Source organism: Citrobacter sp. Cf088 (genome assembly GCF_030334295.1).
Classification (GTDB): Bacteria; Pseudomonadota; Gammaproteobacteria; order Enterobacterales; family Enterobacteriaceae; genus Citrobacter; species Citrobacter freundii.
Genome location: NZ_JAOWEE010000040.1, coordinates 69,723 through 94,876 on the forward strand (window position 1 = coordinate 69,723; position 25,154 = coordinate 94,876).

General features: G+C 54.0%; 19 protein-coding genes. 11 read left to right on the plus strand and 8 right to left on the minus strand.

Going from position 1 to position 25,154, the window contains the following annotated elements:
• Position 1: 1 nt before the first annotated feature.
• Entirely contained in the window at positions 2–1,354 is a 1,353-nt protein-coding gene (gene envZ, locus OGV71_RS05685; RefSeq protein ID WP_003837891.1) for a two-component system sensor histidine kinase EnvZ, read from the minus strand.
• On the minus strand, positions 1,351–2,070 hold the full coding sequence (gene ompR, locus OGV71_RS05690) for an osmolarity response regulator transcription factor OmpR (protein ID WP_001157751.1): 720 nt from the start codon (positions 2,068–2,070) through the stop codon (positions 1,351–1,353). Before ompR ends, envZ begins: the two co-directional genes overlap by 4 nt.
• A gap of 225 nt (positions 2,071–2,295) precedes the next feature.
• Between ompR and greB the strand changes: the two genes are divergently transcribed.
• From greB to OGV71_RS05720, 6 genes are all read left to right on the plus strand, one after another.
• The gene (greB, locus tag OGV71_RS05695; protein WP_003023524.1) at positions 2,296–2,769 is read left to right on the plus strand and encodes a transcription elongation factor GreB; all 474 of its coding nucleotides are present in this window, start codon (positions 2,296–2,298) and stop codon (positions 2,767–2,769) included.
• A 98-nt stretch (positions 2,770–2,867) separates the two neighbouring features.
• On the plus strand, positions 2,868–5,201 hold the full coding sequence (locus tag OGV71_RS05700; RefSeq protein WP_016151100.1) for a Tex family protein: 2,334 nt from the start codon (positions 2,868–2,870) through the stop codon (positions 5,199–5,201).
• A gap of 375 nt (positions 5,202–5,576) precedes the next feature.
• Positions 5,577–5,804: a ferrous iron transporter A gene (feoA, locus tag OGV71_RS05705; RefSeq protein ID WP_003023519.1), complete on the plus strand. Its 228-nt coding sequence runs from the start codon at positions 5,577–5,579 to the stop codon at positions 5,802–5,804.
• Between the two features lie 18 nt (positions 5,805–5,822).
• The gene (feoB, locus tag OGV71_RS05710; RefSeq protein ID WP_032937253.1) at positions 5,823–8,141 is read left to right on the plus strand and encodes a Fe(2+) transporter permease subunit FeoB; all 2,319 of its coding nucleotides are present in this window, start codon (positions 5,823–5,825) and stop codon (positions 8,139–8,141) included.
• 11 nt (positions 8,142–8,152) lie between these two features.
• Positions 8,153–8,389: a [Fe-S]-dependent transcriptional repressor FeoC gene (gene feoC / locus OGV71_RS05715; RefSeq protein ID WP_003023516.1), complete on the plus strand. Its 237-nt coding sequence runs from the start codon at positions 8,153–8,155 to the stop codon at positions 8,387–8,389.
• A 245-nt stretch (positions 8,390–8,634) separates the two neighbouring features.
• Positions 8,635–9,585 carry an Rpn family recombination-promoting nuclease/putative transposase gene (locus OGV71_RS05720; protein ID WP_286532824.1) on the plus strand — a complete coding sequence of 317 codons (951 nt, stop codon included), beginning with the start codon at positions 8,635–8,637 and terminating at the stop codon, positions 9,583–9,585.
• A 45-nt stretch (positions 9,586–9,630) separates the two neighbouring features.
• Here OGV71_RS05720 and bioH read toward each other — a convergent pair whose 3' ends face one another.
• On the minus strand, positions 9,631–10,401 hold the full coding sequence (gene bioH, locus OGV71_RS05725; RefSeq protein ID WP_204583214.1) for a pimeloyl-ACP methyl ester esterase BioH: 771 nt from the start codon (positions 10,399–10,401) through the stop codon (positions 9,631–9,633).
• 37 nt (positions 10,402–10,438) lie between these two features.
• On the opposite strand from bioH, the gene gntX reads away from it, so the two are divergent.
• The 3 genes from gntX to gntT all read left to right on the plus strand — a co-directional run bounded on the left by gntX (position 10,439) and on the right by gntT (position 13,441).
• Positions 10,439–11,122 carry a DNA utilization protein GntX gene (gene gntX / locus OGV71_RS05730; protein WP_204583213.1) on the plus strand — a complete coding sequence of 228 codons (684 nt, stop codon included), beginning with the start codon at positions 10,439–10,441 and terminating at the stop codon, positions 11,120–11,122.
• A gap of 58 nt (positions 11,123–11,180) precedes the next feature.
• The gene (nfuA, locus tag OGV71_RS05735; protein WP_003023509.1) at positions 11,181–11,756 is read left to right on the plus strand and encodes a Fe-S biogenesis protein NfuA; all 576 of its coding nucleotides are present in this window, start codon (positions 11,181–11,183) and stop codon (positions 11,754–11,756) included.
• A 368-nt stretch (positions 11,757–12,124) separates the two neighbouring features.
• Entirely contained in the window at positions 12,125–13,441 is a 1,317-nt protein-coding gene (gene gntT, locus OGV71_RS05740; RefSeq protein WP_032950402.1) for a gluconate transporter, read from the plus strand.
• A gap of 45 nt (positions 13,442–13,486) precedes the next feature.
• Here the strand turns inward: gntT and malQ are convergent, their stop codons facing one another.
• Both malQ and malP read right to left on the minus strand, forming a co-directional pair.
• Entirely contained in the window at positions 13,487–15,574 is a 2,088-nt protein-coding gene (malQ, locus tag OGV71_RS05745; protein WP_204583212.1) for a 4-alpha-glucanotransferase, read from the minus strand.
• Between the two features lie 9 nt (positions 15,575–15,583).
• Entirely contained in the window at positions 15,584–17,977 is a 2,394-nt protein-coding gene (gene malP / locus OGV71_RS05750) for a maltodextrin phosphorylase (RefSeq protein ID WP_204583211.1), read from the minus strand.
• A 618-nt stretch (positions 17,978–18,595) separates the two neighbouring features.
• Here malP and malT point away from each other — a divergent pair.
• Positions 18,596–21,301 (plus strand): HTH-type transcriptional regulator MalT, encoded by a 2,706-nt coding sequence (gene malT, locus OGV71_RS05755; protein ID WP_003837876.1) that lies wholly within the window; start codon positions 18,596–18,598, stop codon positions 21,299–21,301.
• A 41-nt stretch (positions 21,302–21,342) separates the two neighbouring features.
• Here malT and OGV71_RS05760 read toward each other — a convergent pair whose 3' ends face one another.
• The 3 genes from OGV71_RS05760 to glpE form a co-directional block, all read right to left on the minus strand.
• A complete protein-coding gene (locus OGV71_RS05760) occupies positions 21,343–22,101 on the minus strand; it encodes a DeoR/GlpR family transcriptional regulator (protein WP_003023499.1) in 759 nt (252 codons plus the stop codon).
• Positions 22,102–22,196: 95 nt separating this feature from the next.
• A complete protein-coding gene (glpG, locus tag OGV71_RS05765) occupies positions 22,197–23,027 on the minus strand; it encodes a rhomboid family intramembrane serine protease GlpG (protein WP_003023496.1) in 831 nt (276 codons plus the stop codon).
• A 75-nt stretch (positions 23,028–23,102) separates the two neighbouring features.
• Positions 23,103–23,429 carry a thiosulfate sulfurtransferase GlpE gene (gene glpE / locus OGV71_RS05770; protein WP_003023495.1) on the minus strand — a complete coding sequence of 109 codons (327 nt, stop codon included), beginning with the start codon at positions 23,427–23,429 and terminating at the stop codon, positions 23,103–23,105.
• Positions 23,430–23,627: 198 nt separating this feature from the next.
• Between glpE and glpD the strand changes: the two genes are divergently transcribed.
• Positions 23,628–25,136, plus strand: a complete 1,509-nt coding sequence (gene glpD / locus OGV71_RS05775) for a glycerol-3-phosphate dehydrogenase (RefSeq protein WP_003023494.1) — start codon at positions 23,628–23,630, stop codon at positions 25,134–25,136.
• The last annotated feature ends 18 nt before the right edge of the window (positions 25,137–25,154 follow it).

The following is a 25,154-nucleotide window of genomic DNA, read 5'->3' on the forward strand; positions in this document are numbered from 1 at the left end:
CTTATACGTCTTTCGTGATACCCTGCGCGCGAGTGAAAGGAACCGGAAGCCATGCACGAATCGACAACCCACCACGTTCACTGGTACCAATCTCCAGCATGCCGTTATGGTTATCGATAATACGTTGCACAATCGCCAGACCCAGCCCCGTGCCGCTGGTACTGCGCGCGCTGTCGCCGCGGACAAATGGCTGGAACAGGTGCTTACGCTGCTCCGGCTTGATGCCCGGACCATCATCTTCTACCTGGAACCAGGCGCGATGCGTCTCCGTACCGCTACTGACCTTAATCCAGCCGTTGCCGTAGCGGGCGGCGTTAACCACCATATTGGCAACCGCACGCTTGATCGACAGCGGGTGCATCTTCACCTGAATGGCGCCAGGCTGCAGCGCAGTTTCGATTTCACGTTCATAGCCGCTTTCTGCCGCAACCACTTCACCCAGCACCGAGTTCAGATCCGCCATCTCCATCGGCATCTCTTGACCGGTACGCAGGTAATCGATGAACTGCTCGATGATGGCGTTACACTCTTCGATGTCCTTATTGATGGACTCCGCAAGATAACCGTCCTCTTCGCCCATCATTTCCGTTGCCAGACGAATACGCGTCAGCGGAGTACGTAAATCGTGGCTCACGCCCGCCATTAACAGCGTACGGTCATCGGCCAACTGCTTCACACCTGCGGCCATATGGTTAAAGGCTCGGGTTACGGAGCGCACCTCTGAAGCGCCATACTCACGCAACGGCGGTGGAATGATACCTTTCCCCACCTGCAGCGCCGCATGTTCAAGATCCACCAACGGTCGGTTCTGGATACGGATAAACAGCCACGCGCCACCGATAGCCAGCAGCATAATCGCCAGCGTATAGCGGAACAGCGGTGAGAAATCGCCTTGATGAATTTCCGTAAGCGGCACACGTACCCAGATGTTGGGCGACAGCCAGGTTTTCAGCCACACAACCGGCGAGCTTTTGTTTACCTCAACGCGGACTTCCGTTGGGCCACCCAACTGCTGCGCCATCTGATGGCTTAAGAATTCATAGTGTTGCGCCCAACGCAGTCCGGCTTCTTCAGCGGCCTCGTTGGAATAGAGGGAAATACCCAGCTCACGATAAATTTCCCGACGGAATGCGGGCGGCACCACCAGTTGCGTACCGTCCTCCAGCTGTAGTTTATCGGTCATCAGCATACGAACTTCGTAGGCCAGGACCTTATTAAACTGCTGGAGGCTCGGCAGAATCGCGAAGTTCAGCACTACCAGGTAAGTCGTCACCAGGCTGGCAAACAGCAAGGTGACGATGAGCAATAACGTGCGGGCAAACGAACTTCGTGGCGAGAAGCGCATTCGCCTCATGCTTTAGAACCGTCCGGAACAAAGACGTAGCCCAGACCCCATACGGTCTGAATGTAGCGTGGATGCGCCGGGTCTTCTTCCACCATGCGACGCAGACGGGAAATCTGGACGTCGATAGAACGTTCCATCGCAGAATATTCACGACCACGGGCCAGGTTCATCAACTTGTCGCGGGACAGCGGCTCACGCGGATGGCTAACCAGTGCTTTCAGCACCGCAAACTCACCGCTGGTGAGCGGCATAGGCTCATCTTCACGGAACATTTCACGCGTCCCGAGGTTCAGTTTGAACTTACCAAACGCAATGACCGCTTCTTCCTGAGAAGGCGCGCCCGGCAATTCATTCGCCTGACGGCGCAGGACTGCGCGAATACGTGCCAGTAGCTCACGCGGGTTAAACGGTTTCGGAATGTAATCGTCAGCGCCGATTTCCAGTCCTACAATACGGTCCACTTCTTCGCCCTTCGCCGTGACCATAATGATCGGCATCGGGTTGCTTTGGCTGCGCAGGCGACGGCAAATAGACAGGCCATCTTCTCCCGGCAACATTAAATCCAGCACCATCAGGTGGAAAGACTCACGGGTCAGCAGACGATCCATCTGCTCAGCGTTTGCGACGCTTCGAACCTGGAAGCCCTGCTCGGTCAGATAACGCTCCAGAAGCGCACGTAAGCGCATGTCGTCATCGACCACCAGAATCTTATAGTTCTCTTGCATTGTTATTACTCCCAAAGGTTCGCAACAATTAAGTGTATATTCTTAAGAAAGCTAACGTGAGTCACCAGCGAATTCTGGTATGAATTCCAGGCTAAATTGTTACAAAGCATATTAAACAGCAGCTTAAGTATACAATGTTTCTCGCAATACATTATTTATTCTGTTGATATGCTCACGTAATACTAATTGTGCGCATCATCACAGAGTCGAAGGTAAAACAATAAGATGAAAACGCCCCTGATAACCCGTGAAGGGTATGAAAAACTCAAACAAGAGCTGAATTATCTCTGGCGTGAAGAGCGCCCGGAAGTCACCAAAAAAGTAACCTGGGCCGCGAGTCTGGGTGACCGCAGCGAAAATGCCGACTACCAGTATAATAAAAAGCGCCTGCGTGAGATCGACCGTCGCGTCCGATATTTGACCAAGTGCATGGAGAATCTGAAAATCGTCGATTACTCCCCGCAGCAGGAGGGCAAAGTCTTCTTTGGCGCATGGGTTGAGATTGAAAATGACGATGGCGACATCCGCAAATTCCGTATTGTTGGCTACGATGAGATCTTCGGTCGTAAAGATTACATCTCTATCGACTCACCAATGGCGCGGGCGCTGCTGAAAAAAGAAGTCGGCGATCTCGCAGTAGTAAACACCCCTGGTGGCGAAGCCAGCTGGTACGTGAACGAGATTGAATACGTTAAGTGAGACCGGAACAATCCGAAGCCCCGGCAGATGGCTGGCATTTTTGTCAGTCAATCCGTATAACTATCCCCTGATTTTTTATCCTATAGACGAAGCTATCCATGATGAATGATTCTTTCTGCCGCATTATCGCAGGTGAAATTCAGGCTCGTGCTGAACAGGTAGAAGCTGCCGTTCGCCTGCTTGACGAAGGGAACACCGTGCCGTTTATCGCACGATATCGTAAGGAAATCACCGGCGGTCTGGACGATACGCAACTGCGTAATCTGGAAACCCGTCTGGGATATCTGCGTGAACTGGAAGACCGCCGTCAGGCAATCCTGAAATCTATCGGCGAGCAAGGCAAACTGACCGACGACCTGGCGAAAGCGATCAACGGCACGTTAAGTAAGACCGAACTCGAAGATCTCTATCTGCCGTACAAACCTAAGCGTCGTACCCGTGGGCAGATCGCCATTGAAGCAGGCCTTGAGCCGCTGGCAGACCTGCTGTGGAACGAGCCGTCTCACGACCCGGAAACAGAAGCCGCTAAATATCTCAACGCCGACAACGGCGTGGCGGATACCAAAGCGGCCCTCGACGGCGCACGTTACATCCTGATGGAACGCTTCGCTGAAGATGCCGCGCTGCTGGCGAAAGTGCGTGACTACCTGTGGAAGAACGCGCATTTGGTTTCCACCGTGGTAAGCGGTAAAGAAGAGGAAGGCGCGAAATTCCGCGACTACTTCGATCACCACGAACCGATCTCTACCGTGCCATCCCACCGTGCGCTGGCCATGTTCCGTGGCCGTAACGAAGGCGTGCTGCAGCTTTCGCTGAATGCCGATCCGCAATTCGATGAGCCGCCAAAAGAGAGCCACGGCGAACAGATTATCCAGAACCACCTGGGACTGCGCCTGAATAACGCACCTGCCGACAGCTGGCGCAAAGGCGTGGTCAGCTGGACATGGCGAATTAAGGTGCTGATGCACCTCGAAACCGAACTGATGGGCACCGTGCGCGAACGCGCGGAAGATGAAGCAATCAACGTCTTTGCCCGTAACCTGCATGACTTGCTGATGGCGGCTCCGGCCGGCCTGCGCGCCACTATGGGCCTCGATCCCGGCCTGCGTACCGGCGTGAAGGTGGCGGTTGTTGACGGTACAGGTAAGCTGGTCGCGACCGACACCATTTATCCACACACCGGTCAGGCCGCCAAAGCCGCCGTTGCCGTTGCGGCGCTGTGTGAAAAATACAACGTTGAGCTGGTGGCGATTGGTAACGGTACAGCGTCGCGCGAAACCGAGCGCTTCTTCCTCGACGTGCAGAAACAGTTCCCGAAAGTCACCGCGCAGAAAGTGATCGTCAGCGAAGCCGGGGCATCGGTTTACTCGGCTTCCGAGCTGGCGGCGCAGGAGTTCCCGGATCTCGACGTTTCATTGCGTGGCGCAGTGTCTATCGCCCGTCGTTTGCAGGATCCGCTGGCTGAGCTGGTGAAAATCGATCCGAAATCGATCGGTGTGGGCCAGTATCAGCACGACGTTAGTCAGACGCAGCTGGCGCGTAAGCTGGACGCGGTGGTGGAAGACTGTGTGAACGCCGTCGGCGTCGATCTCAATACCGCTTCCGTTCCGCTGTTGACCCGCGTGGCCGGTCTGACACGCATGATGGCGCAAAACATCGTCGCCTGGCGTGATGAGAACGGTCAGTTCCAGAACCGTCAGCAACTGCTGAAAGTCAGCCGTCTGGGGCCAAAAGCCTTTGAACAGTGCGCAGGCTTCCTGCGCATCAACCATGGCGATAACCCACTGGATGCCTCCACCGTTCACCCGGAGGCCTATCCGATTGTGGAACGCATTCTGGCCGCTACCGAGCAATCGCTGCGTGACCTGATGGGCAACAGCAACGAACTGCGCAATCTGAAAGCCGCCGATTTTACTGACGAACGCTTCGGGGTGCCGACCGTCACCGACATCATCAAAGAGCTGGAAAAACCGGGCCGCGATCCGCGTCCTGAATTTAAAACCGCGCAGTTTGCCGATGGTGTCGAAACCATGAACGATCTGCTGCCGGGAATGATCCTGGAAGGGGCGGTCACCAACGTCACCAATTTCGGCGCGTTTGTTGATATCGGCGTTCATCAGGATGGCCTGGTGCATATCTCTTCGCTGTCGAATAAATTCGTCGACGATCCACACACCGTGGTGAAAGCGGGCGACATTGTGAAGGTGAAAGTGCTGGAAGTGGACCTGCAACGTAAGCGTATCGCGCTGACCATGCGTCTGGACGAGCAGCCGGGTGAAACCAATGCGCGTCGCGGCGGCGGGAATAACGATCGCACTCAGGGCAATCGCCCGGCGCCAAAAGCGGCGAAACCGCGTGGTCGTGACGCCCAGCCTGCGGGCAACAGCGCGATGATGGATGCGCTGGCAGCGGCAATGGGTAAAAAGCGCTAAGTTTAAACCGTGTGCCGGATGACGGAATCAATACCTTATCCGGCATATTTAATATATGCCCCGCTTTTCACCACAATATATTTATCACTTTATTAACAGATGAAACCTTAATTAAACATTAAGATTCTCAATAATTACCTCCGCGAACCATTCTTTCCCTACAAGAATAAATATTGAGGAATATCAAAATTGGCTCAAATTATTATCCAATTGTACATTCCGTCACATTTATTCTATTGATGATAGAAACCATTCTCATTATCATTGTTTTGTTGATTATTTACTCTTTCCTTACGTTGGCTAATCATCTGGTCTCATGCCGCCCTGTCGCCCCATGAGGTAATCATCCAGTTAGCGAGATATAAGTAGGTCCCTATGCAATTCACTCCTGACAGTGCGTGGAAAATTACCGGCTTTGCCCGTGAAATCAGCCCGGCTTATCGTCAGAAACTGTTGTCACTTGGCATGCTGCCCGGCTCCTCCTTCAACGTAGTACGCGTCGCCCCGCTCGGCGATCCTATCCATATCGAAACGCGTCGCGTAAGTCTGGTATTGCGTAAAAAGGATTTGGCGTTATTAGAAGTGGAAGCGGTTTCCTGTTAATACAGTGAGTCTATAAAAATGAAAAAACTAACCATTGGTTTAATTGGTAATCCTAATTCCGGCAAGACAACTTTATTCAACCAGCTCACCGGCGCGCGCCAGCGTGTAGGTAACTGGGCTGGCGTTACCGTTGAGCGTAAAGAAGGTCATTTCGCCACAACGGACCATCAGGTCACGCTGGTGGATTTACCCGGCACCTATTCTCTGACGACAATCTCATCCCAGACCTCTCTCGATGAGCAGATTGCCTGCCACTATATTTTAAGCGGCGACGCGGATCTGTTGATCAACGTGGTCGATGCTTCAAACCTTGAACGCAACCTCTACCTGACGTTGCAACTGCTTGAGTTGGGCATCCCCTGCATCGTCGCGTTGAATATGCTGGATATCGCTGAAAAGCAGCAAATCCGTATTGATATCGACGCCCTCTCAGCACGTCTTGGCTGCCCGGTGGTTCCGCTGGTTTCCACCCGCGCCCGCGGCATTGAAGCGCTGAAGCTGGCGATCGATCGCTACAAAGAAAACGACACCGTCGAGCTGGTCCATTATGCCCAGCCGTTGCTGCAGGAAGCGGACTCCCTCGCCGACGCGATGGCCAAAGATATGCCGCTCAAACAGCGCCGCTGGCTTGGCCTGCAGATGCTGGAAGGCGATATCTACAGCCGCGCCTATGCGGGTGATGCCGCGCAAAATCTCGATGCCTCTATCGCACGCCTGAGCGAGACAATGGATGATCCGGCGTTGCATATCGCCGATGCGCGCTATCAGTGCATTGCCGCTATCTGCGATACCGTCAGCAATACTCTGACGGCAGAACCGAGCCGTTTCACCACCGCGGTAGATAAAATCGTTCTCAACCGCTTCCTCGGGCTACCGATTTTCCTGTTCGTGATGTATCTGATGTTCCTGCTCGCCATTAACATCGGCGGCGCACTGCAACCGTTGTTTGACGTTGGCTCCGTAGCACTCTTTATCCATGGTATTCAGTGGATTGGCTACACGCTGCACTTCCCGGACTGGCTAACCATCTTCCTGGCCCAGGGCCTTGGCGGCGGGATTAACACCGTGCTGCCGCTGGTACCGCAAATCGGCATGATGTATCTGTTCCTCTCCTTCCTTGAAGACTCCGGCTACATGGCGCGCGCCGCGTTTGTGATGGACCGTCTGATGCAGGCGCTGGGACTGCCGGGCAAATCGTTCGTCCCACTGATCGTCGGCTTTGGCTGTAACGTACCGTCCGTGATGGGCGCACGTACGCTGGACGCCCCGCGTGAGCGTCTGATGACCATCATGATGGCGCCGTTTATGTCCTGCGGCGCACGTCTGGCGATTTTCGCCGTCTTTGCCGCGGCGTTCTTTGGTCAGAACGGCGCACTGGCGGTCTTCTCGCTGTACGTACTGGGTATCGTGATGGCTGTGTTGACGGGCCTGATGCTCAAACACACCATCATGCGTGGTGAAGCAACGCCGTTCGTGATGGAGCTGCCGGTATACCACGTGCCGCACATCAAGAGTCTGATTATTCAGACCTGGCAACGCCTGAAAGGCTTCGTTCTGCGTGCAGGTAAAGTCATCATCATCGTCAGCATTTTCCTCAGCGCGTTTAACAGTTTCTCGCTGAGCGGGAAAATCGTCGATAACATCAACGACTCTGCTCTGGCCTCCGTTAGCCGTGTTATTACTCCTGTGTTTAAACCGATTGGCGTTCACGAAGATAACTGGCAGGCAACCGTAGGTTTGTTCACCGGCGCGATGGCGAAAGAAGTGGTGGTGGGTACGCTGAACACGCTCTATACCGCGGAAAACATTCAGGAAGAAGAGTTCAACCCGGCAGATTTCCACCTCGGTGACGAGCTGATCGGCGCAGTGGATGAAACCTGGCAAAGCCTGAAAGACACCTTCAGCCTGAGCGTACTGGCTAACCCTATCGAAGCCAGCAAGGGCGACGGCGAAATGGCCACGGGCGCAATGGGCGTGATGGGCGAGAAATTTGGCAGCGCCGCCGCCGCGTACAGCTACCTGATCTTTGTTCTGCTGTATGTGCCGTGCATTTCAGTGATGGGCGCTATCGCACGTGAATCCAGCCGTGGCTGGATGAGTTTCTCGATTCTGTGGGGCCTGAATATCGCCTACTCTCTGTCGACGCTGTTTTATCAGACGGTCAGCTACAAAGAGCACCCGACCTACAGCCTGGTGTGCATTTTAGCGGTCATCCTGTTTAACATCGTGTTGCTGGGCCTACTGCGTCGAGCTCGCAGCCGCGTGGACCTCGCACTGCTGGCAACCAACAGAACGGCGAGTTCCTGCTGTTCCAGCACGACTGGCGATTGCCACTAAGGTTATCGACAATGGCATCACTTATTCAGGTTCGTGATTTATTGGCTTTGCGGGGGCGCATGGAGGCAACACAAATTAGCCACACGCTGCATACCCCGCAGCCCATGATTGACGCCATGCTGAATCAGTTAGAAAAGATGGGCAAAGCGGTGCGGATTCAGGAAGATGCCGACGGGTGTCTTTCCGGAAGCTGCAAAAGTTGCCCGGAAGGTAAAGCCTGCCTGCGCGAATGGTGGGCTTTACGCTAATCAGATGCTATTTGCCGGATGGCGCTACGCTTATCCGGCCTACAAATGATGCAAACGTCCAGGCCGGATAATTCGTTTATGCAGATATCCGGCTTTTTTGCGTAATGGATTCCACATAGATTTCATTATTTCAGCAAAAAAGATCTATCCTCCAGCCAGCTACGCATCGTTATTAATTCGTGGATGATTACTGCCGACCATGAAAGTAGAGTCTCGTCATCTTGTTTCTCAGGTGACGGATCGCCATGAATACTGACACGACTGCTACGCCGCATGACGCGATTTTCAAAACGTTCTTAAACCACCCGGCAACCGCACGCGACTTTCTTCAGCTCCATCTTCCAGCCTCTTTACAAAAACTATGCGATCTTAAAACGCTGCAACTGGAATCAGGCAGCTTTATCGAGGACGATTTACGCGCGTACTATTCCGACGTACTGTGGTCGTTAAAAACTCGCGAAGGTGATGGTTACATTTACACCATTATTGAACATCAAAGCAGCGCCGATGCTCACATGGCATTTCGGCTAATGCGCTATGCCATTGCGGTAATGCAGCGTCATCTGGATGCGGGACATAAGAAGCTGCCTCTGGTAATCCCCCTACTTTTTTATCATGGTACAGCAAGCCCATACCCCTATTCACTTTGTTGGCTGGACGAGTTTAATGACCCAGAGTCCGCCAGACAGCTTTATAGCACCGCGTTTCCATTGATCGATATCACCGTTATGCCCGATGACGAGATTATGCAGCATCGCCGGATGGCGCTGTTGGAGCTCATCCAAAAACATATCCGTAAACGCGATTTAATGGGGCTGGTAGAAAAACTGGCCATCCTGCTTGTTAAAGGACACGCTAATGACAACCAGTTGAAAGCCTTGTTTAATTACCTGATGCAAGCCGGAGACACCATGCATTTTGGGGAATTTATTCATGAAGTCGCCGAACGTTTACCCCAACACAAGGAGAGATTGATGACAATCGCTGAGAGGCTACGGCAGGAAGGACATTTTAATGGTCTTCAGGAAGGCCATCGGAAAGGATTACAAGAGGGGTTACAAACAGGTCTACAACAAGGCAAACGAGAGGAAGCTTTGCGCATCGCGACGACCATGCTAGCGGATGGTATCGACAGATTAACAATACTCAGAATTACCGGGCTTAGCGCTAAAGACCTGCCTGCGCAACCGCATTAATTTCAGGCCCGGCAAGCGCGACGCTACCGGGCAAATCAACATTGGCTATAGCTGTTGTTTTAACGCCACCAGCGCTGAGCAGAACTCCGCCGGATGCGAGATAAACGGCGCATGCGCCGCCTTAGCAAACACCAACGACTCGCTCTGCGGCCACAGGGCATCCAGCATCGGGACGACTTTGCGCGGCACCAGGCCATCAAGATAGCCGTACAACCGCAGGAAAGGCACCTCCACCGCGCACAGCGGCTCACGCAGATCAACTGTTTTCAGGATCTCCAGCCCGCCATTAAGCACCTCGACTTCCGGCATGGGTAAAGCCAGCACCGTTTTCTTCAACGCTCGCGCATCCTGACGCGCGGTTTCCGTACCTATCGTTTGCAATGCCAGAAAACGCTCAACTGTACGCTGGAAATCTTCGCTCAGCTGCTGTTGGAAGCCTGCCAGCACCTCTGGCTTAATACCCGGCCACTCTTCCCGCGCGCTAAAGCAAGGGGAAGACGCGACGGTCACCAGCGCCTGAACACGCTCAGGATGCGTCAAGGCTACCTGACTCGCGACCAGCCCGCCCAGACTCCAGCCGAGCCAGATAGCTTTCTCCGGTGCCTGTTTCAATACCCGCTCAGCCATCTCTTCCAGCGACATTGCACCGAAACCCTGGCTACGACCAAATCCCGGTAAGTCGACAAGATGCAGCGTAAAATGCGAACTCAGTTCCTCGCTTATGCAATGCCACACTTGCGCATTCAGTCCCCATCCGTGCAGCAGCACAAGATGGCAATTTCCCGAACCCTGGGTCTGCCACCAGATGTCATTCATCAGTTATTGTTCTCTTTTAGCCTGAAAGGATGCATCTATGCTAACAGTACCGGGATTGTGCTGGCTATGCCGAATGCCCCTGACGTTAGGGCATTGGGGGATCTGCTCAGTCTGTACGCGGGCAACGCGCCAACACGCCAGCCTATGCCCTCAATGTGGACTCCCTGCCGCTCATACCGTCATTCCCTGTGGGCGCTGTCTGCAAAAACCGCCGCCGTGGCAGCGGCTGGTCACCGTCAGCGACTATGTTCCGCCGTTGAGCGGGCTTATCCACCAGCTCAAGTTTTCGCGACGCAGCGAAACAGCCTCCGCTCTTTCGCGTTTGCTGTTGCTGGAGGTACTACAGGCCCGGCGCGTCAGCGCTCTTCCTCTGCCGGACAGGCTGGTCAGCGTCCCGCTCTGGCAACGCCGACACTGGCGCAGAGGGTTTAATCAGAGCGATTTACTGTGCCGTCCGCTTGCACGCTGGCTGGGTTGCGACTGGGACAGCCGGACCGTATCGCGGGTTCGGGCAACCGCCACACAGCACCATCTCAGCGCCCGATTACGTAAACGTAACCTGAAAAATGCCTTTCGCCTTGAATTGCCGGTGCAGGGACTCCATATGGTTATTGTGGATGATGTCGTCACTACCGGAAGTACCGTCGCGGAAATCGCGCAGCTGCTTTTACGCAACGGCGCGGCGACTGTCCAGGTATGGTGCCTGTGTCGAACCTTGTAGAGCCTCGATGATGGGCGTATTATAACCAAGTAAAATAGTCAACTATTAGGCCATTACTATGATCCATATTTCCGATGCTGCACAAGCGCACTTTGCCAAACTGCTGGCAAATCAGGAAGAAGGGACACAAATCCGCGTATTTGTGATTAATCCCGGCACGCCTAACGCTGAATGCGGCGTTTCTTATTGTCCGCCGGACGCCGTGGAAGCAACCGACACCGCCATTAAATTTGACCTGCTGACCGCATATGTTGATGAACTGAGCGCACCGTATCTGGAAGATGCAGAAATCGATTTCGTTACCGACCAGTTAGGCTCCCAGCTGACCCTGAAAGCACCAAACGCCAAAATGCGTAAAGTTGCCGATGATGCGCCGCTGATGGAACGTGTGGAGTACATGCTGCAATCGCAGATCAACCCACAGTTGGCTGGTCACGGTGGTCGCGTATCTCTGATGGAAATCACCGATGAAGGCTACGCCATTCTGCAGTTTGGCGGCGGCTGTAACGGCTGTTCAATGGTCGATGTGACGCTGAAAGAAGGTATCGAGAAGCAGCTGCTGGCTGAATTCCCTGAACTGAAAGGCGTTCGCGATTTAACCGAACACCAGCGCGGCGAGCACTCTTACTACTAACGACCAGACTTGTAGGCCCGGTAAGACGCATCCGCGTCGCCACCGGGCATCGATGCCGGATGGCAGCGTAAACGCTTTATCCGGCCTACGCCCTTACATTTCTCTGCACGCACCCTGTAATAATCCCCCGCATAATTTGACCAGCCTCTCATAATTTAAATTTTGCCTGCCCAGGTGATTTTCAAGCGCCTCATGTTACCCGTATCATTCGTATCAGCACCTAACACACACATAATAGCCAGCTAAACTGATTAGTTTTGCAGGCAACCAGCATTGGTGCTGAGAATACTCTGTTCCCGGTCGGGACAATCGGAATTTGTCATCTAAACACTGACGTTACCCATAACAAAGTTAAGGCCAGGTAAATCATGCCATTAGTCATCGTTGCTATCGGTGTAATCTTGTTACTCCTCCTGATGATCCGTTTCAAAATGAACGGCTTCATCGCTCTCGTCCTGGTGGCGCTTGCTGTCGGATTGATGCAAGGGATGCCACTGGATAAAGTCATCGGTTCAATTAAAGCCGGCGTCGGCGGAACCCTTGGCAGCCTCGCCCTGATTATGGGTTTTGGCGCCATGCTGGGCAAAATGCTGGCGGACTGCGGCGGCGCACAGCGCATCGCAACCACCCTGATTGCTAAATTCGGCAAAAAACATATTCAATGGGCGGTGGTATTAACCGGCTTCACCGTTGGTTTTGCCCTGTTCTACGAAGTTGGTTTCGTACTGATGCTGCCGCTGGTGTTCACCATTGCCGCTGCTGCCAATATCCCGCTGCTGTACGTTGGCGTGCCAATGGCTGCGGCACTGTCCGTAACGCACGGCTTCCTGCCACCGCACCCGGGTCCAACCGCTATTGCCACCATTTTCCACGCAGATATGGGTAAAACCCTGCTGTTTGGTACGATTCTGGCAATCCCGACCGTTATTCTCGCCGGTCCGGTATACGCACGTTTCCTGAAAGGCATTGATAAGCCAATCCCGGAAGGTCTGTACAGCGCAAAAACCTTCACTGAAGAAGAGATGCCAGGCTTTGGCGTCAGCGTCTGGACCTCTCTGGTCCCGGTTATTCTGATGGCAATGCGCGCCGTGGCGGAGATGATTCTGCCGAAAGGTCATGCTTTCCTGACGGTTGCAGAATTCCTCGGTGACCCGGTCATGGCAACGCTGATTGCAGTGCTGATTGCGATGTTCACGTTTGGTCTGAACCGCGGACGTTCGATGGATCAGATTAACGACACGCTGGTGTCTTCAATCAAAATCATCGCGATGATGCTGTTGATCATCGGTGGTGGCGGAGCCTTCAAACAGGTCCTGGTTGATAGCGGCGTGGACAAATACATCGCCTCAATGATGCACGGCTCTAACGTGTCTCCGCTGCTGATGGCATGGTCTATCGCTGCAGTACTGCGTATCGCATTGGGTTCCGCAACCGTTGCAGCGATCACCGCTGGTGGGATAGTGGCGCCGCTGATTGCAACAACCGGCGTAAGCCCTGAGCTGATGGTTATTGCGGTTGGTTCCGGTTCCGTCATCTTCTCCCACGTGAACGATCCAGGCTTCTGGCTGTTCAAGGAGTACTTCAACCTGACCATCGGTGAAACCATCAAGTCATGGTCAATGCTGGAAACCATTATCTCCGTCTGCGGTCTGGTAGGGTGTCTGCTGTTAAATATGGCAATCTGATGTAAAAAAGCCGGGTGGCGCTAGCGCCTACCCGGCTTGATTTCTTTATTTCTTCTTCGCGGCCGCTTTTCGCCGCTTATCCAAATCCTTAATCAGCTTATTCACTCTCTCATCGGCAAACATCTGCTCCAGCGTGGCGGTGAGCTTACGCCGCCAGTTTTTGTACTGGTCGCTGGTCCCCGGAATGTTGACCGGTTCAGCCATATCCAGCCAGTCTTCCGGTTGTAGGCCCAGCAGCGCACTGTTGCTGTCAGCGATGTAGCGTTGCATGCCGCGATTAAGAATCGGCGTCATCGACATCAGGGATGCCTTGTGACCGGCACGTTTTGGCAGGCAGCCGTATTTGTGCAGCGCGTCCAGCAGCCCCTGTTTCGCCAGTTCTCGGTCCTGATACAACCCGCGCAGCACGACTTCATCCGGATACAGACCCAGTGCTTTACCCAGCGTCAAATCGCCGCTGTCCCAATAACCTTTAAGCGTAGGAAGGTCATGCGTCGCCGCGACTGCCATTGATTGTTCCGGGTACGCTTTCGGCGTACGGAAGTTTTTCTCATGGTCATTCTCGAAATAAAGCACTTTGTAGGAGTACACGCCGCTGTCGCGCAGCTTGCTGACGATCTCCACCGGCACAGTACCCAGATCCTCACCAATTACCATGCAGTGATGACGTTTACTCTCCAGCGCCAGAATTGAAAGCAGGTCATCGACCGGATAGTGCACGTAAGCGCCGTGATCGGCAGTTTCACCGTAGGGGATCCACCACAGACGCAGCATCGACATAACATGGTCGATACGCAGCGCACCGCAGTTCTGCATATTGGCGCGCAGCAGTTCGATAAACGGTTCGTAGGCGCGTGCCGTAATGATGTGCGGATCCATCGGCGGTAGCCCCCAGTTTTGTCCGAGCGGACCGAGAATATCCGGCGGCGCACCAACCGAGGCTTTCAGGCAATACAGCTCGCGGTCGCACCAGGTTTCCGCCCCACCTTCGGCCACGCCAACCGCCAGATCGCGATACAGTCCAATCGGCATCGCAAAACTCTGGCTGGTTTTCCAGCAGTCAGCAAACTGGGTATACGCCAGCCACTGTAACCACAGGTAGAAATCCACATCGTCACGATGTTCTTCGCAGAAGCGTTTTACCTCTGGCGAGTCCACTGACTGGAAAGCTTCCGGCCACACCGGCCATCCCCAGCGCAATGCGTCCTCTTTCACCTGATGCGCATGCAGCGCATCAAAGGCTGCCTGCCAGTAGAGGCTGTCCCCTTCCTGAGACACAAACTGGCGAAAGGCCGCCATCTGCTCATCATCACGTACAGAGAAGCTTTTCCACGCCATACGTAGCGCCGTCATCTTCAGTGCAGTAACGGCAGAATAATCAACCCACTCGGCATCGCGCGCACGTTGCAGAGCTTGCTGAGTCGCGGGTTTCTGCCACCACGCCTGCGCCTCTTTACTCAGACGGAAATCGTCTACGGCGTTCACATCAATATAAATCACGTTCAACCAGCGGCGTGAAGACGGGCTGTACGGGCTGGCGCTCTCCGGGTTAGCCGGATACAGCGCGTGAATAGGATTAAGCCCGATAAACGCGCCGCCGCGTTGCGCCACATCTACCAGCATGGCGCTGAGATCGCCAAAGTCGCCAATCCCCCAGTTCTTTTCTGATCGCAGGGTGTAGAGCTGAACGCATGCGCCCCACAGCTTCTGCCCGGCTAACAGCGCCTGCGGTTCATAGCAGCGCTTTGGTGCCACGATGATACGACAATGGGTACGCAGCTCGCCCTGGGTCAGGGTCAACGTGTGATACCCCTCCGGCAGCTTCGCCGGAAGAGTGAAAGATTTACCGCCGACGGCATGCCCTTTGTGCTGCACGCCCTCTTCGGTGGTCAGCAGCCAGTTAAACTCTCCGCTTCCCTCAACCGCCAGCGGCATTTTCTTACCGGCGGTATAGACCATGACATTCGGCACCGGAGTTACCGCCACCTGAGTGGCAGCGGTGGTGCGATGCATGGCGTCAAGCAAACGCCGTTTGGTTTCGGCACCAATAGACTGCGGTTTACCGTGGGCATTAATGTAATTGGGGCTGATCCCCGCCGCCAGCGCGGCATTATCCAGACGTTTGCTTTCCATCGCGATTCCTTAACGTTTCGCCTGCCAGATACGAGCCTGATAATCGCAGATGGAGCGATCCGAGCTGAACATACCGCAACGTGCGGTATTCAGAATCGCCGCCCGAGTCCAGGCTTCCTGGTCACGATACAACACGTCAACCTGCTTCTGAGCTTCAACGTAGGCCGCGAAGTCCGCCATCACCAGATACGGGTCGCCGCCCTGCTTGCCGATACTGTGCAGCATCTGGTCAAAGGCATGCTTGTCGCCGTCGCTGTATTTCCCGCTTTCCAGCTCTTTCAGGACAGCATCCAGCACTTTGTCTTTTTTACGCCATTTCACCGGGTCGTAGCCTTTGGCTTTGAGCACCTTCACCTCTTCCACGGTATGACCAAAGATAAAGATATTCTCGTCACCCACCTTCTCGGCGATTTCGACGTTTGCGCCATCCAGCGTACCAACGGTTAACGCACCGTTCAGCGCCAGCTTCATGTTACCGGTGCCGGAAGCCTCTTTCCCTGCGGTTGAAATCTGCTCAGAGATATCCGCCGCCGGGATCAGCATTTCCGCCGCCGAGACACAATAATCCGGCAGGAACACGACCTTCAGCTTGTCGCCAACTTTCGGGTCGTTATTGATAGTTTGTGCAACCTGGTTGATGGCGAAGATGATATTTTTCGCCAGGTAGTAACCCGGAGCCGCTTTTGCGCCAAACAGGAATACGCGCGGCACGCGATCTGCCTGCGGGTTCTCACGGATTTCTTTGTACAACGCCAGAATATGCAGCAGGTTGAGGTGCTGACGCTTGTATTCATGCAGACGTTTAATCTGAATATCAAAGATAGCGTTAGTCGTTATTTCAATACCGGTACGCGCTTTAATAAACTTCACCAGGCGCTCTTTGTTCGCCAGCTTGATGTCGCGATACTGCTGACGGAACTTCGCGTCGTCGGCGTATTTTTCCAGGTTAATCAACTGGTCGAGGTCGTTGGCCCACTCTTTTTTCAGCGTTTTATCCAGCAGTGCGGCAAGCGCCGGGTTGCACTGCTTAATCCAGCGACGTGGGGTAATCCCATTGGTGACGTTATGGAATTTGTTCGGCCAGAGCTGGTGATATTCAGGGAACAGATCTTTCACCACCAGATCGGAGTGCAGCGCCGCCACACCGTTAACAGCAAAGCCGCTGACCACGCACATGTTAGCCATGCGCACCTGTTTGTTGTGCACCACCGCCAGCTTCGCCCAGACTTCAGCATCACCCGGCCAGGTTTTATCGACCAACGTCTTAAAGCGCTCGTTAATCTCTTTGATGATTTGCATATGGCGCGGCAGTAGCGCTTTCACAAGCTTCTCGTCCCAGCACTCCAACGCCTCTGGCATAAGGGTGTGGTTGGTGTAAGCAAAGGTTTTGCTGGTAATGGCCCACGCATCGTCCCAGCTCATCTGGTGCTCATCAATCAGCACGCGCAGCAGCTCAGGAATGGCAATGGTCGGGTGAGTATCGTTGAGCTGAATAACTTCAAAATCAGCCAGCTCATGCAGTTTACGCCCTGCCAGATGATGGCGGCGCAGAATGTCAGCTACAGAACAGGCACACTGGAAGTACTGCTGCATCAGGCGCAGCTTTTTACCCGCGGTGTGGTTATCGTTCGGGTACAGCACTTTCGTCAGTTTTTCGGCGTCGATGCCCTGCTGCTCTGCGCGCAGGAAATCACCGTCGTTAAATTTGGTCAGGTTAAACGGATGCGCGTGGCTGGCCTGCCACAGACGCAGCGGTTGCGCTACGCCGTTACGGTAGCCGAGAACTGGCAGATCCCAGGCCTGACCGGTGATGGTAAAACCTGGCTCCCAGTGGCCTTCTTTGCTGACCTTGCCGCCAATCCCAACCTGCACATCCAGCGCCTCGTTGTGACGGAACCACGGGTAGCTGCCACGATGCCAGTCATCCGGGGCTTCCATCTGTTGCCCATCGGCAAAGGACTGACGGAACAGGCCGTACTGGTAGTTGAGGCCATACCCCGTCGCCGACTGGCCGACAGTCGCCATCGAATCGAGGAAGCAGGCTGCCAGGCGTCCCAATCCACCGTTACCCAACGCCGGATCGGTCTCTTCTTCCAGCAGGTCGGTCAGGTTGACATCATGTGCTTTCAGCTCATCGCTCACCTCCTGATACCAGCCGAGGTTGAGTAAGTTATTGCCGGTCAGACGGCCAATCAAAAACTCCATCGAGATGTAGTTAACGTGACGCTGATTTTTTGCCGGTTTCGCCGCAGGCTGGGCGCTGAGTAACTCAGCCAACGCCCCACTCACTGCCCGCCACCACTGGCGCGACGTCATTTCTTGAGCCGACAGTAAACCGAAGCGCTGCCACTGACGCGTCAGGGCAGCCTGAAATTGATCTTTGTTGAAAGTAGGCTGTGACATAGGGGTTCCAGATCCTTAGGTAATAAAACAACGTTATCGCTAGTTTGCCTGGCTCGTTGTTGACATTCCTCATCCTGGCACGGATTAGGGAGGGAGGAGGAGCGGGGATGAGCATAAAAGTGTGATCACCGCCACTTAAAGGGGGCGTAATCACCCGTAAATTCGCGCAAACCGTGCATAACGCCCTTTGGATGACGCATTAATAACAAAGGATTAATCGACAATCTCAAATAATGGAGTGACGATGAGAAACAAAATGTAAATAGAGAAATAGTTTCTAACCTGAAATATCTATGCCGGGTAAGATAATTCACATAAAAATTTTAAGTCGGCCACAAAATTCGTCGATTTTGATTAGTCGCCTGAGTAACCATATAAAAACAGAGGGATTTTTCGACACATTAAAAATTACAACGGATCCAGTCGCCACGCCTGTTGCGACTCTTTAAAACAATTATTGCAATAGATGTATAGATTTGTGACATAGTGCAAAATCAGACACACAAAAAGTCCGCTTAGCTTGCATAAAACACCAATCTGGCCGACCTTATATCTATTAATTACGAAGCGCAAAAAAAATCATTCTTCCCTATTTTCACACAGTGAAGTGACTAACTTATGTTGATTCCGTCTAAATTAAGTCGTCCGGTTCGACTCGACCATACGGTGGTTCGTGAGCGCCTGTTGGCTAAACTTTCCGGCGTGAACAATTTCAGGCTTGCCCTGATAACAAGTCCTGCTGGTTATGGAAAAACAACGCTGGTTTCACAATGGGCGGCGGGGAAGAACGACTTAGGTTGGTACTCTCTGGATGAAGGCGATAATCAACAAGAGCGCTTTGCCAGCTATCTGATCGCCGCCATCCAACAGGCAACGGGTGGACATTGCACCACCAGCGAAGCGATGGTGCAAAAGCGCCAGTACGCCAGTCTGACGTCACTGTTTGCCCAGCTATTTATCGAACTGGCCGAGTGGCACCGTCCGCTCTACCTGGTGGTGGATGATTATCATCTGATCTCCAATCCGGCTATTCACGAAGCGATGCGCTTCTTCCTGCGTCACCAGCCTGAAAACCTCACGCTGGTCGTACTGTCGCGCAACCTGCCGCAGTTGGGTATTGCCAATCTGCGGGTACGCGATCAACTGCTGGAAATAGGCAGCCAACAGCTGGCCTTTAACCATCAGGAAGCCAAACAATTTTTCGACCGACGTTTGTCCTCTCCCATTGAAGCGGCAGAAAGCAGCCGGATGTGCGATGACGTTGCTGGCTGGGCCACAGCGTTACAGCTGATCGCCCTCTCCGCCCGCCAGAACAACCATTCTGCGCACCAGTCCGCACGCCGTCTCGCGGGGATCAACGCCAGCCATTTGTCCGATTATCTGGTTGATGAAGTGCTGGACAGCGTCGACCTCGGCACCCGTCACTTCCTGCTGAAAAGCGCCATTCTGCGTTCCATGAACGATGCGCTGATCGTCCGCGTTACCGGGGAAGAAAATGGCCAGATGCGGCTGGAAGAAATTGAGCGCCAGGGGTTATTCCTGCAGCGGATGGATGACGTTGGCGAGTGGTTCAGCTATCACCCGCTGTTTGGCAGCTTTTTACGCCAGCGCTGCCAATGGGAGTTGGCGAACGAACTGCCCGAAATACACCGCGCCGCCGCCGAAAGCTGGATGGCGCAAGGCTTCCCCAGCGAAGCTATCCACCACGCGCTGGCGGCCGGTGACGCCCATATGCTGCGCGATATCCTGCTTAATCATGCGTGGGGACTGTTTAACCACAGCGAGCTGACGTTACTGGAAGAGTCGCTGAAAGCCCTGCCGTGGGAAAGCCTGCTGGAAAATCCGCGTCTGGTTCTGCTACAGGCCTGGCTGATGCAGAGCCAGCACCGCTACGGAGAGGTTAACACCCTGCTGGCGCGCGCAGAGCAGGAAATAAAAGGCGACATGGAGCCAACGCTGCACGCCGAATTCAACGCTTTACGGGCGCAGGTAGCGATTAACGATGGCAACCCTGACGAAGCCGAACGCCTGGCAAAACTGGCGCTGGATGAATTACCTATCGCCTGGTTCTATAGTCGTATCGTCGCCACCTCGGTGCACGGCGAAGTCCTGCACTGTAAGGGCGATCTCACGCGCTCTCTGGCGTTAATGCAGCAAACCGAGCAAATGGCACGTCATCATGACGTCTGGCATTACGCACTGTGGAGCCTTATCCAGCAAAGCGAAATTTTGTTTGCCCAAGGCTTTTTACAGGCCGCCTGGGAGACTCAGGAAAAAGCGTTCCAGCTGATCAAAGAGCAGCACCTGGAACAGCTGCCGATGCACGAGTTCCTGGTACGTATTCGCGCGCAGCTCCTGTGGGCATGGGCGCGTCTGGACGAATCAGAAGCCTCTGCCCGTAGCGGTATTGAACTGCTTTCTACTTTCCAGCCGCAGCAGCAGCTACAGTGTCTGGCGCTGCTGGTTCAGTGTTCACTTGCGCGGGGTGATCTTGATAACGCTCGCAGCCTGCTCAACCGTCTGGAAAACCTGCTGGGCAACGGTCACTATCACAGCGACTGGATCTCCAACGCCGATAAGGTGCGGGTGATTTACTGGCAAATGGTGAGCGACAAAAACTCTGCCGCCAACTGGCTGCGCCACACGCCGAAACCAGAATTCGCCAATAACCACTTCCTGCAAAGCCAGTGGCGCAACATCGCTCGCGCGCAAATCCTGTTGGGTGAGTTTGAACCGGCTGAAATTGTGCTGGAAGAGTTGAATGAAAATGCGCGCAATCTGCGCCTGATGAGCGATCTGAACCGTAACCTGCTGCTGCTTAATCAGCTCTACTGGCAGGCAGGGCGCAAAAATGACGCCCAGCGTGTGTTACTCGAGGCCCTACAGCTGGCGAACCGCACCGGGTTTATCAGCCACTTTGTTATCGAAGGCGAGGCCATGGCGCAACAACTGCGTCAGCTGATTCAGCTCAATACCTTACCGGAACTCGATCAGCACCGCGCCCAGCGCATTTTGCGTGAAATTAACCAGCATCATCGCCATAAATTCGCTCACTTCGATGAAGGGTTCGTTGAGCGTCTGCTGACTCACCCGGAAGTACCAGAGCTTATCCGCACCAGCCCGCTGACCCAGCGCGAATGGCAGGTTCTGGGACTAATTTATTCGGGCTACAGCAACGAGCAGATCGCCGCAGAGCTGGCCGTCGCGGCAACGACCATCAAGACGCACATCCGCAATTTGTACCAAAAGCTCGGCGTCGCACACCGCCAGGATGCGGTGCAACATGCGCAGAAGCTGCTGAAAATGATGGGATACGGCGTTTAGTTAATGCCTGATACGCGACGCTTATCAGGCCTGGAATTACCTTAGCACAGCTCTAACTGAATATGATGGTCAGCAATCACCTGCATCACACCAGCAGGCGGCAGCGTATCGGTATACACCGCATCCACCATGCTGATGCTGCCCATATTCACCATCGCGTTACGCCCAAACTTCGAGTGGTCCACCACCAGCATCACATGACGTGAATTCTCAATGATCGCGCGTTTGGTGCGAACTTCGTGATAATCAAATTCCAGCAGCGAACCATCGCTGTCGATACCGCTGATGCCTAAGATGCCGAAGTCCAGACGGAACTGAGAAATAAAGTCGAGGGTCGCTTCGCCCATAATACCGCCGTCGCGGCTACGCAGTTCACCACCGGCGAGGATTATGCGGAAATCCTCTTTCGCCATCAGCGTATTCGCCACATTGAGGTTGTTGGTCACAATGCGTAAATTGCTGTGATTGAGCAGCGCGTGAGCCACCGCTTCCGGCGTAGTTCCGATATCAATAAACAGCGTAGAACCGTTCGGGATCTGCGTGGCAACTTTGCGGGCAATGCGCTCTTTTTCCGCCGTCTGCGTTGCTTTACGGTCATGCCACGGGGTGTTAACGGAGCTGGATGGCAACGCCGCGCCGCCGTGATGGCGCAAAATCATGTTCTGATCGGCCAGATCGTTAAGATCGCGGCGAATAGTCTGCGGGCTGACGGAGAAATGCTCCACCAGCTCTTCAGTACTGACGTATCCCTGTTTTTTTACCAGCTCGATAATCGCGTCATGTCGTTGTGTTTGCTTCATTATTGTTCCCTGAAATTTTGCCGGATGCGCTGACGCTTATCCGGCCTACAAATTGGTCCAAACGCACACCGCCTTCCGGCACCACAAAACTTGAATCAAGTTCGTTTTCGTACATTTATAGTATCGGCAAACGCCATTGCCAAACCCACGGCCAACCCGGCGATATGAGCGCCATTCGCCATCGACATGCCGAATAGATCAAACCAACCGGCAACAATCCAGATCAAGGCAAAGATAATCAAACCACGCTGCAGGAAAATACCGCTCTGCGGATCGCGCTCGCCGCGCAACCACACGTAGCCCATTAGCGCATATACCACGCCAGACAATCCACCAAACCACGGGCCGCTAAATTTCTGCTGAACATAGCCGCTCAACAGGGCGCTGATCACGGTAATAACAATCAGTTTTCCACTGCCCAGACGCTTTTCAACCGCACCGCCGAGATACCACCACCACAGCAGGTTGAACAGAATATGCATCAGCGAGAAGTGCATAAAAGCGTGGGTGAAATAACGCCAGAATTCAAATTTCAGCGAAGGGTCAAACGGCCATGCCAGCCAGAGCATCACAGCCTGATCGCCCAGCACGTTCATCGCGATAAACACCAGCACACACGCGGCCATCACCAACCAGGTTACCGGACCTGCGCGTTCGCGCAATGTGGCCAGGAACGGATAACGTTGGTAGCGCAGACCGCTGTCGGTCTGACCCGACTGCCAGCTTGCCGCGAGGTAGCGCGGATCGCCCGGATTTTCCAGAAACCGCACCAGTTCAGCGTGCACGCGCTGAGCCTGGGACTCATCCGCCAGCCAGACATCCGTTTGCTGATGTTGTTGAATCGTCAGGATAACGCCCTGTGTCGCCATATAATCAACGAATGCCTGCGCCACGCGGGGGTTAGCAAAAGAGGTAATCATCAACATGGTTGCTGTCGCTTATTCCACACAAAAGAGGACAGTATATCTATCCTGCCCGTTTCAGGCTGCATCTTTGTTAGCTTACGAACCGTATGCCACTTCTGCCGGAAAATGTCGATGCCAGGCATCGAAGCCGCCGTCAACGCTGTAAACCGCGTCATAGCCCTGCTGCAGAAGATATTGCGCCGCGCCTTTACTGCTGTTGCCGTGATAACACATCACCAACACGGCGGTGTCGAAATCATGCTCACGCATAAATGATCCCAGCGTGTCGTTCGTCAAATGAAATGCCTGTGGGGCATGGCCCATTGCATAGCTTTGCGGGTCACGAATATCCACTAACACCGCCGCCCCCTGATGCAGCTTCTGATGCGCTTCTTCGACATTAATACATTCAAACTGATCCATTGCTCTCTCTTCTTTATATGGCAGGTGACGCTTTTCGGACATGTTACTGCTTAGTGTACGTCCCGACGGCAGTTAAACGCCATAATGTTATATGTATCACTGTAAATTGTTTATCCGATGTTACCAATGGCGCGATTCTTTGCTATTATGCTCGATAACGAACATTAATGAGCTATAACGAAAGTGCGAGAGGCCAGCATGGAAACCAAAGATCTGATTGTGATAGGTGGAGGCATCAACGGTGCCGGTATCGCGGCAGATGCCGCTGGACGCGGTTTATCCGTGCTGATGCTGGAAGCGCAGGATTTAGCCTGCGCCACCTCTTCCGCTAGCTCCAAACTCATCCACGGTGGCCTGCGCTACCTGGAGCACTACGAATTTCGTCTGGTGAGCGAAGCGCTGGCCGAACGTGAAGTGCTGTTGAAAATGGCACCACACATCGCCTTCCCGATGCGCTTTCGTCTGCCCCACCGCCCGCACCTGCGTCCGGCGTGGATGATCCGCATTGGTTTGTTTATGTACGATCATCTGGGCAAACGCACCAGTTTGCCAAGTTCTACCGGTTTGCGTTTTGGCGCAGATTCCGTAATGAAACCTGAGATTGTGCGCGGTTTCGAATATTCTGACTGCTGGGTAGACGATGCACGACTGGTTTTGGCAAACGCCCAAATGGTCGTACGCAAAGGCGGAGAAGTATTAACCCGCACTCGCGCCACCTCTGCTCGCCGTGAAAACGGTTTGTGGATTGTTGAAGCTGAAGATATCGATACCGGCAAAAAACACACCTGGCAGGCGCGTGGCCTAGTCAACGCCACCGGTCCGTGGGTGAAAGAGTTTTTCGACGACGGTATGCACCTGCCATCACCGTACGGTATTCGCCTGATTAAAGGCAGCCACATCGTGGTGCCGCGTGTACATACCCAGAAGCAGGCTTATATTCTGCAAAACGAAGATAAACGCATTGTGTTTGTCATCCCATGGATGGACGAATTCTCGATCATCGGGACGACAGACGTTGAATACAAAGGCGATCCGAAAGCCGTGAAAATTGATGAAAGCGAGATCAATTACCTGCTGAAGGTTTACAACGCGCACTTTAAGAAGCAGCTGGGCCGTGATGATATCGTCTGGACTTACTCGGGCGTGCGTCCGCTGTGCGATGACGAGTCTGACTCACCGCAGGCGATCACCCGTGATTACACGCTGGATATCCACGACGAAAACGGCAAAGCGCCGCTGCTGTCGGTCTTTGGCGGTAAGCTGACGACCTATCGTAAGCTGGCTGAACATGCGATGGAAAAACTGGCGTCGTACTATCAGGGCATCGGCCCGGCGTGGACCAAAGAGTGCATTCTGCCCGGCGGTGACATTGGCGGCGATCGCGAAGACTACGCGGCCAAACTGCGCCGTCGCTACCCGTTCCTGACCGAGTCGCTGGCGCGCCATTATTCTCGCACCTACGGCAGCAACACCGAATGGGTCATCGGCGAAGCCACCTCGCTTGCCGAGTTAGGTGAAGACTTTGGCCATGAGTTTTATGAAGCCGAGCTGAAATATCTGGTCGATCACGAATGGGTTCGTCGTGCAGAAGATGCGTTGTGGCGTCGCACGAAAGAAGGTATGTGGCTGAACGCTGAGCAGCAGTCGCGCATGACCCAGTGGCTGGCTGAATACATTGAGAAGCACCAGCTGTCGCTGGCGTCCTGATAAAAATGCCGGATGGCG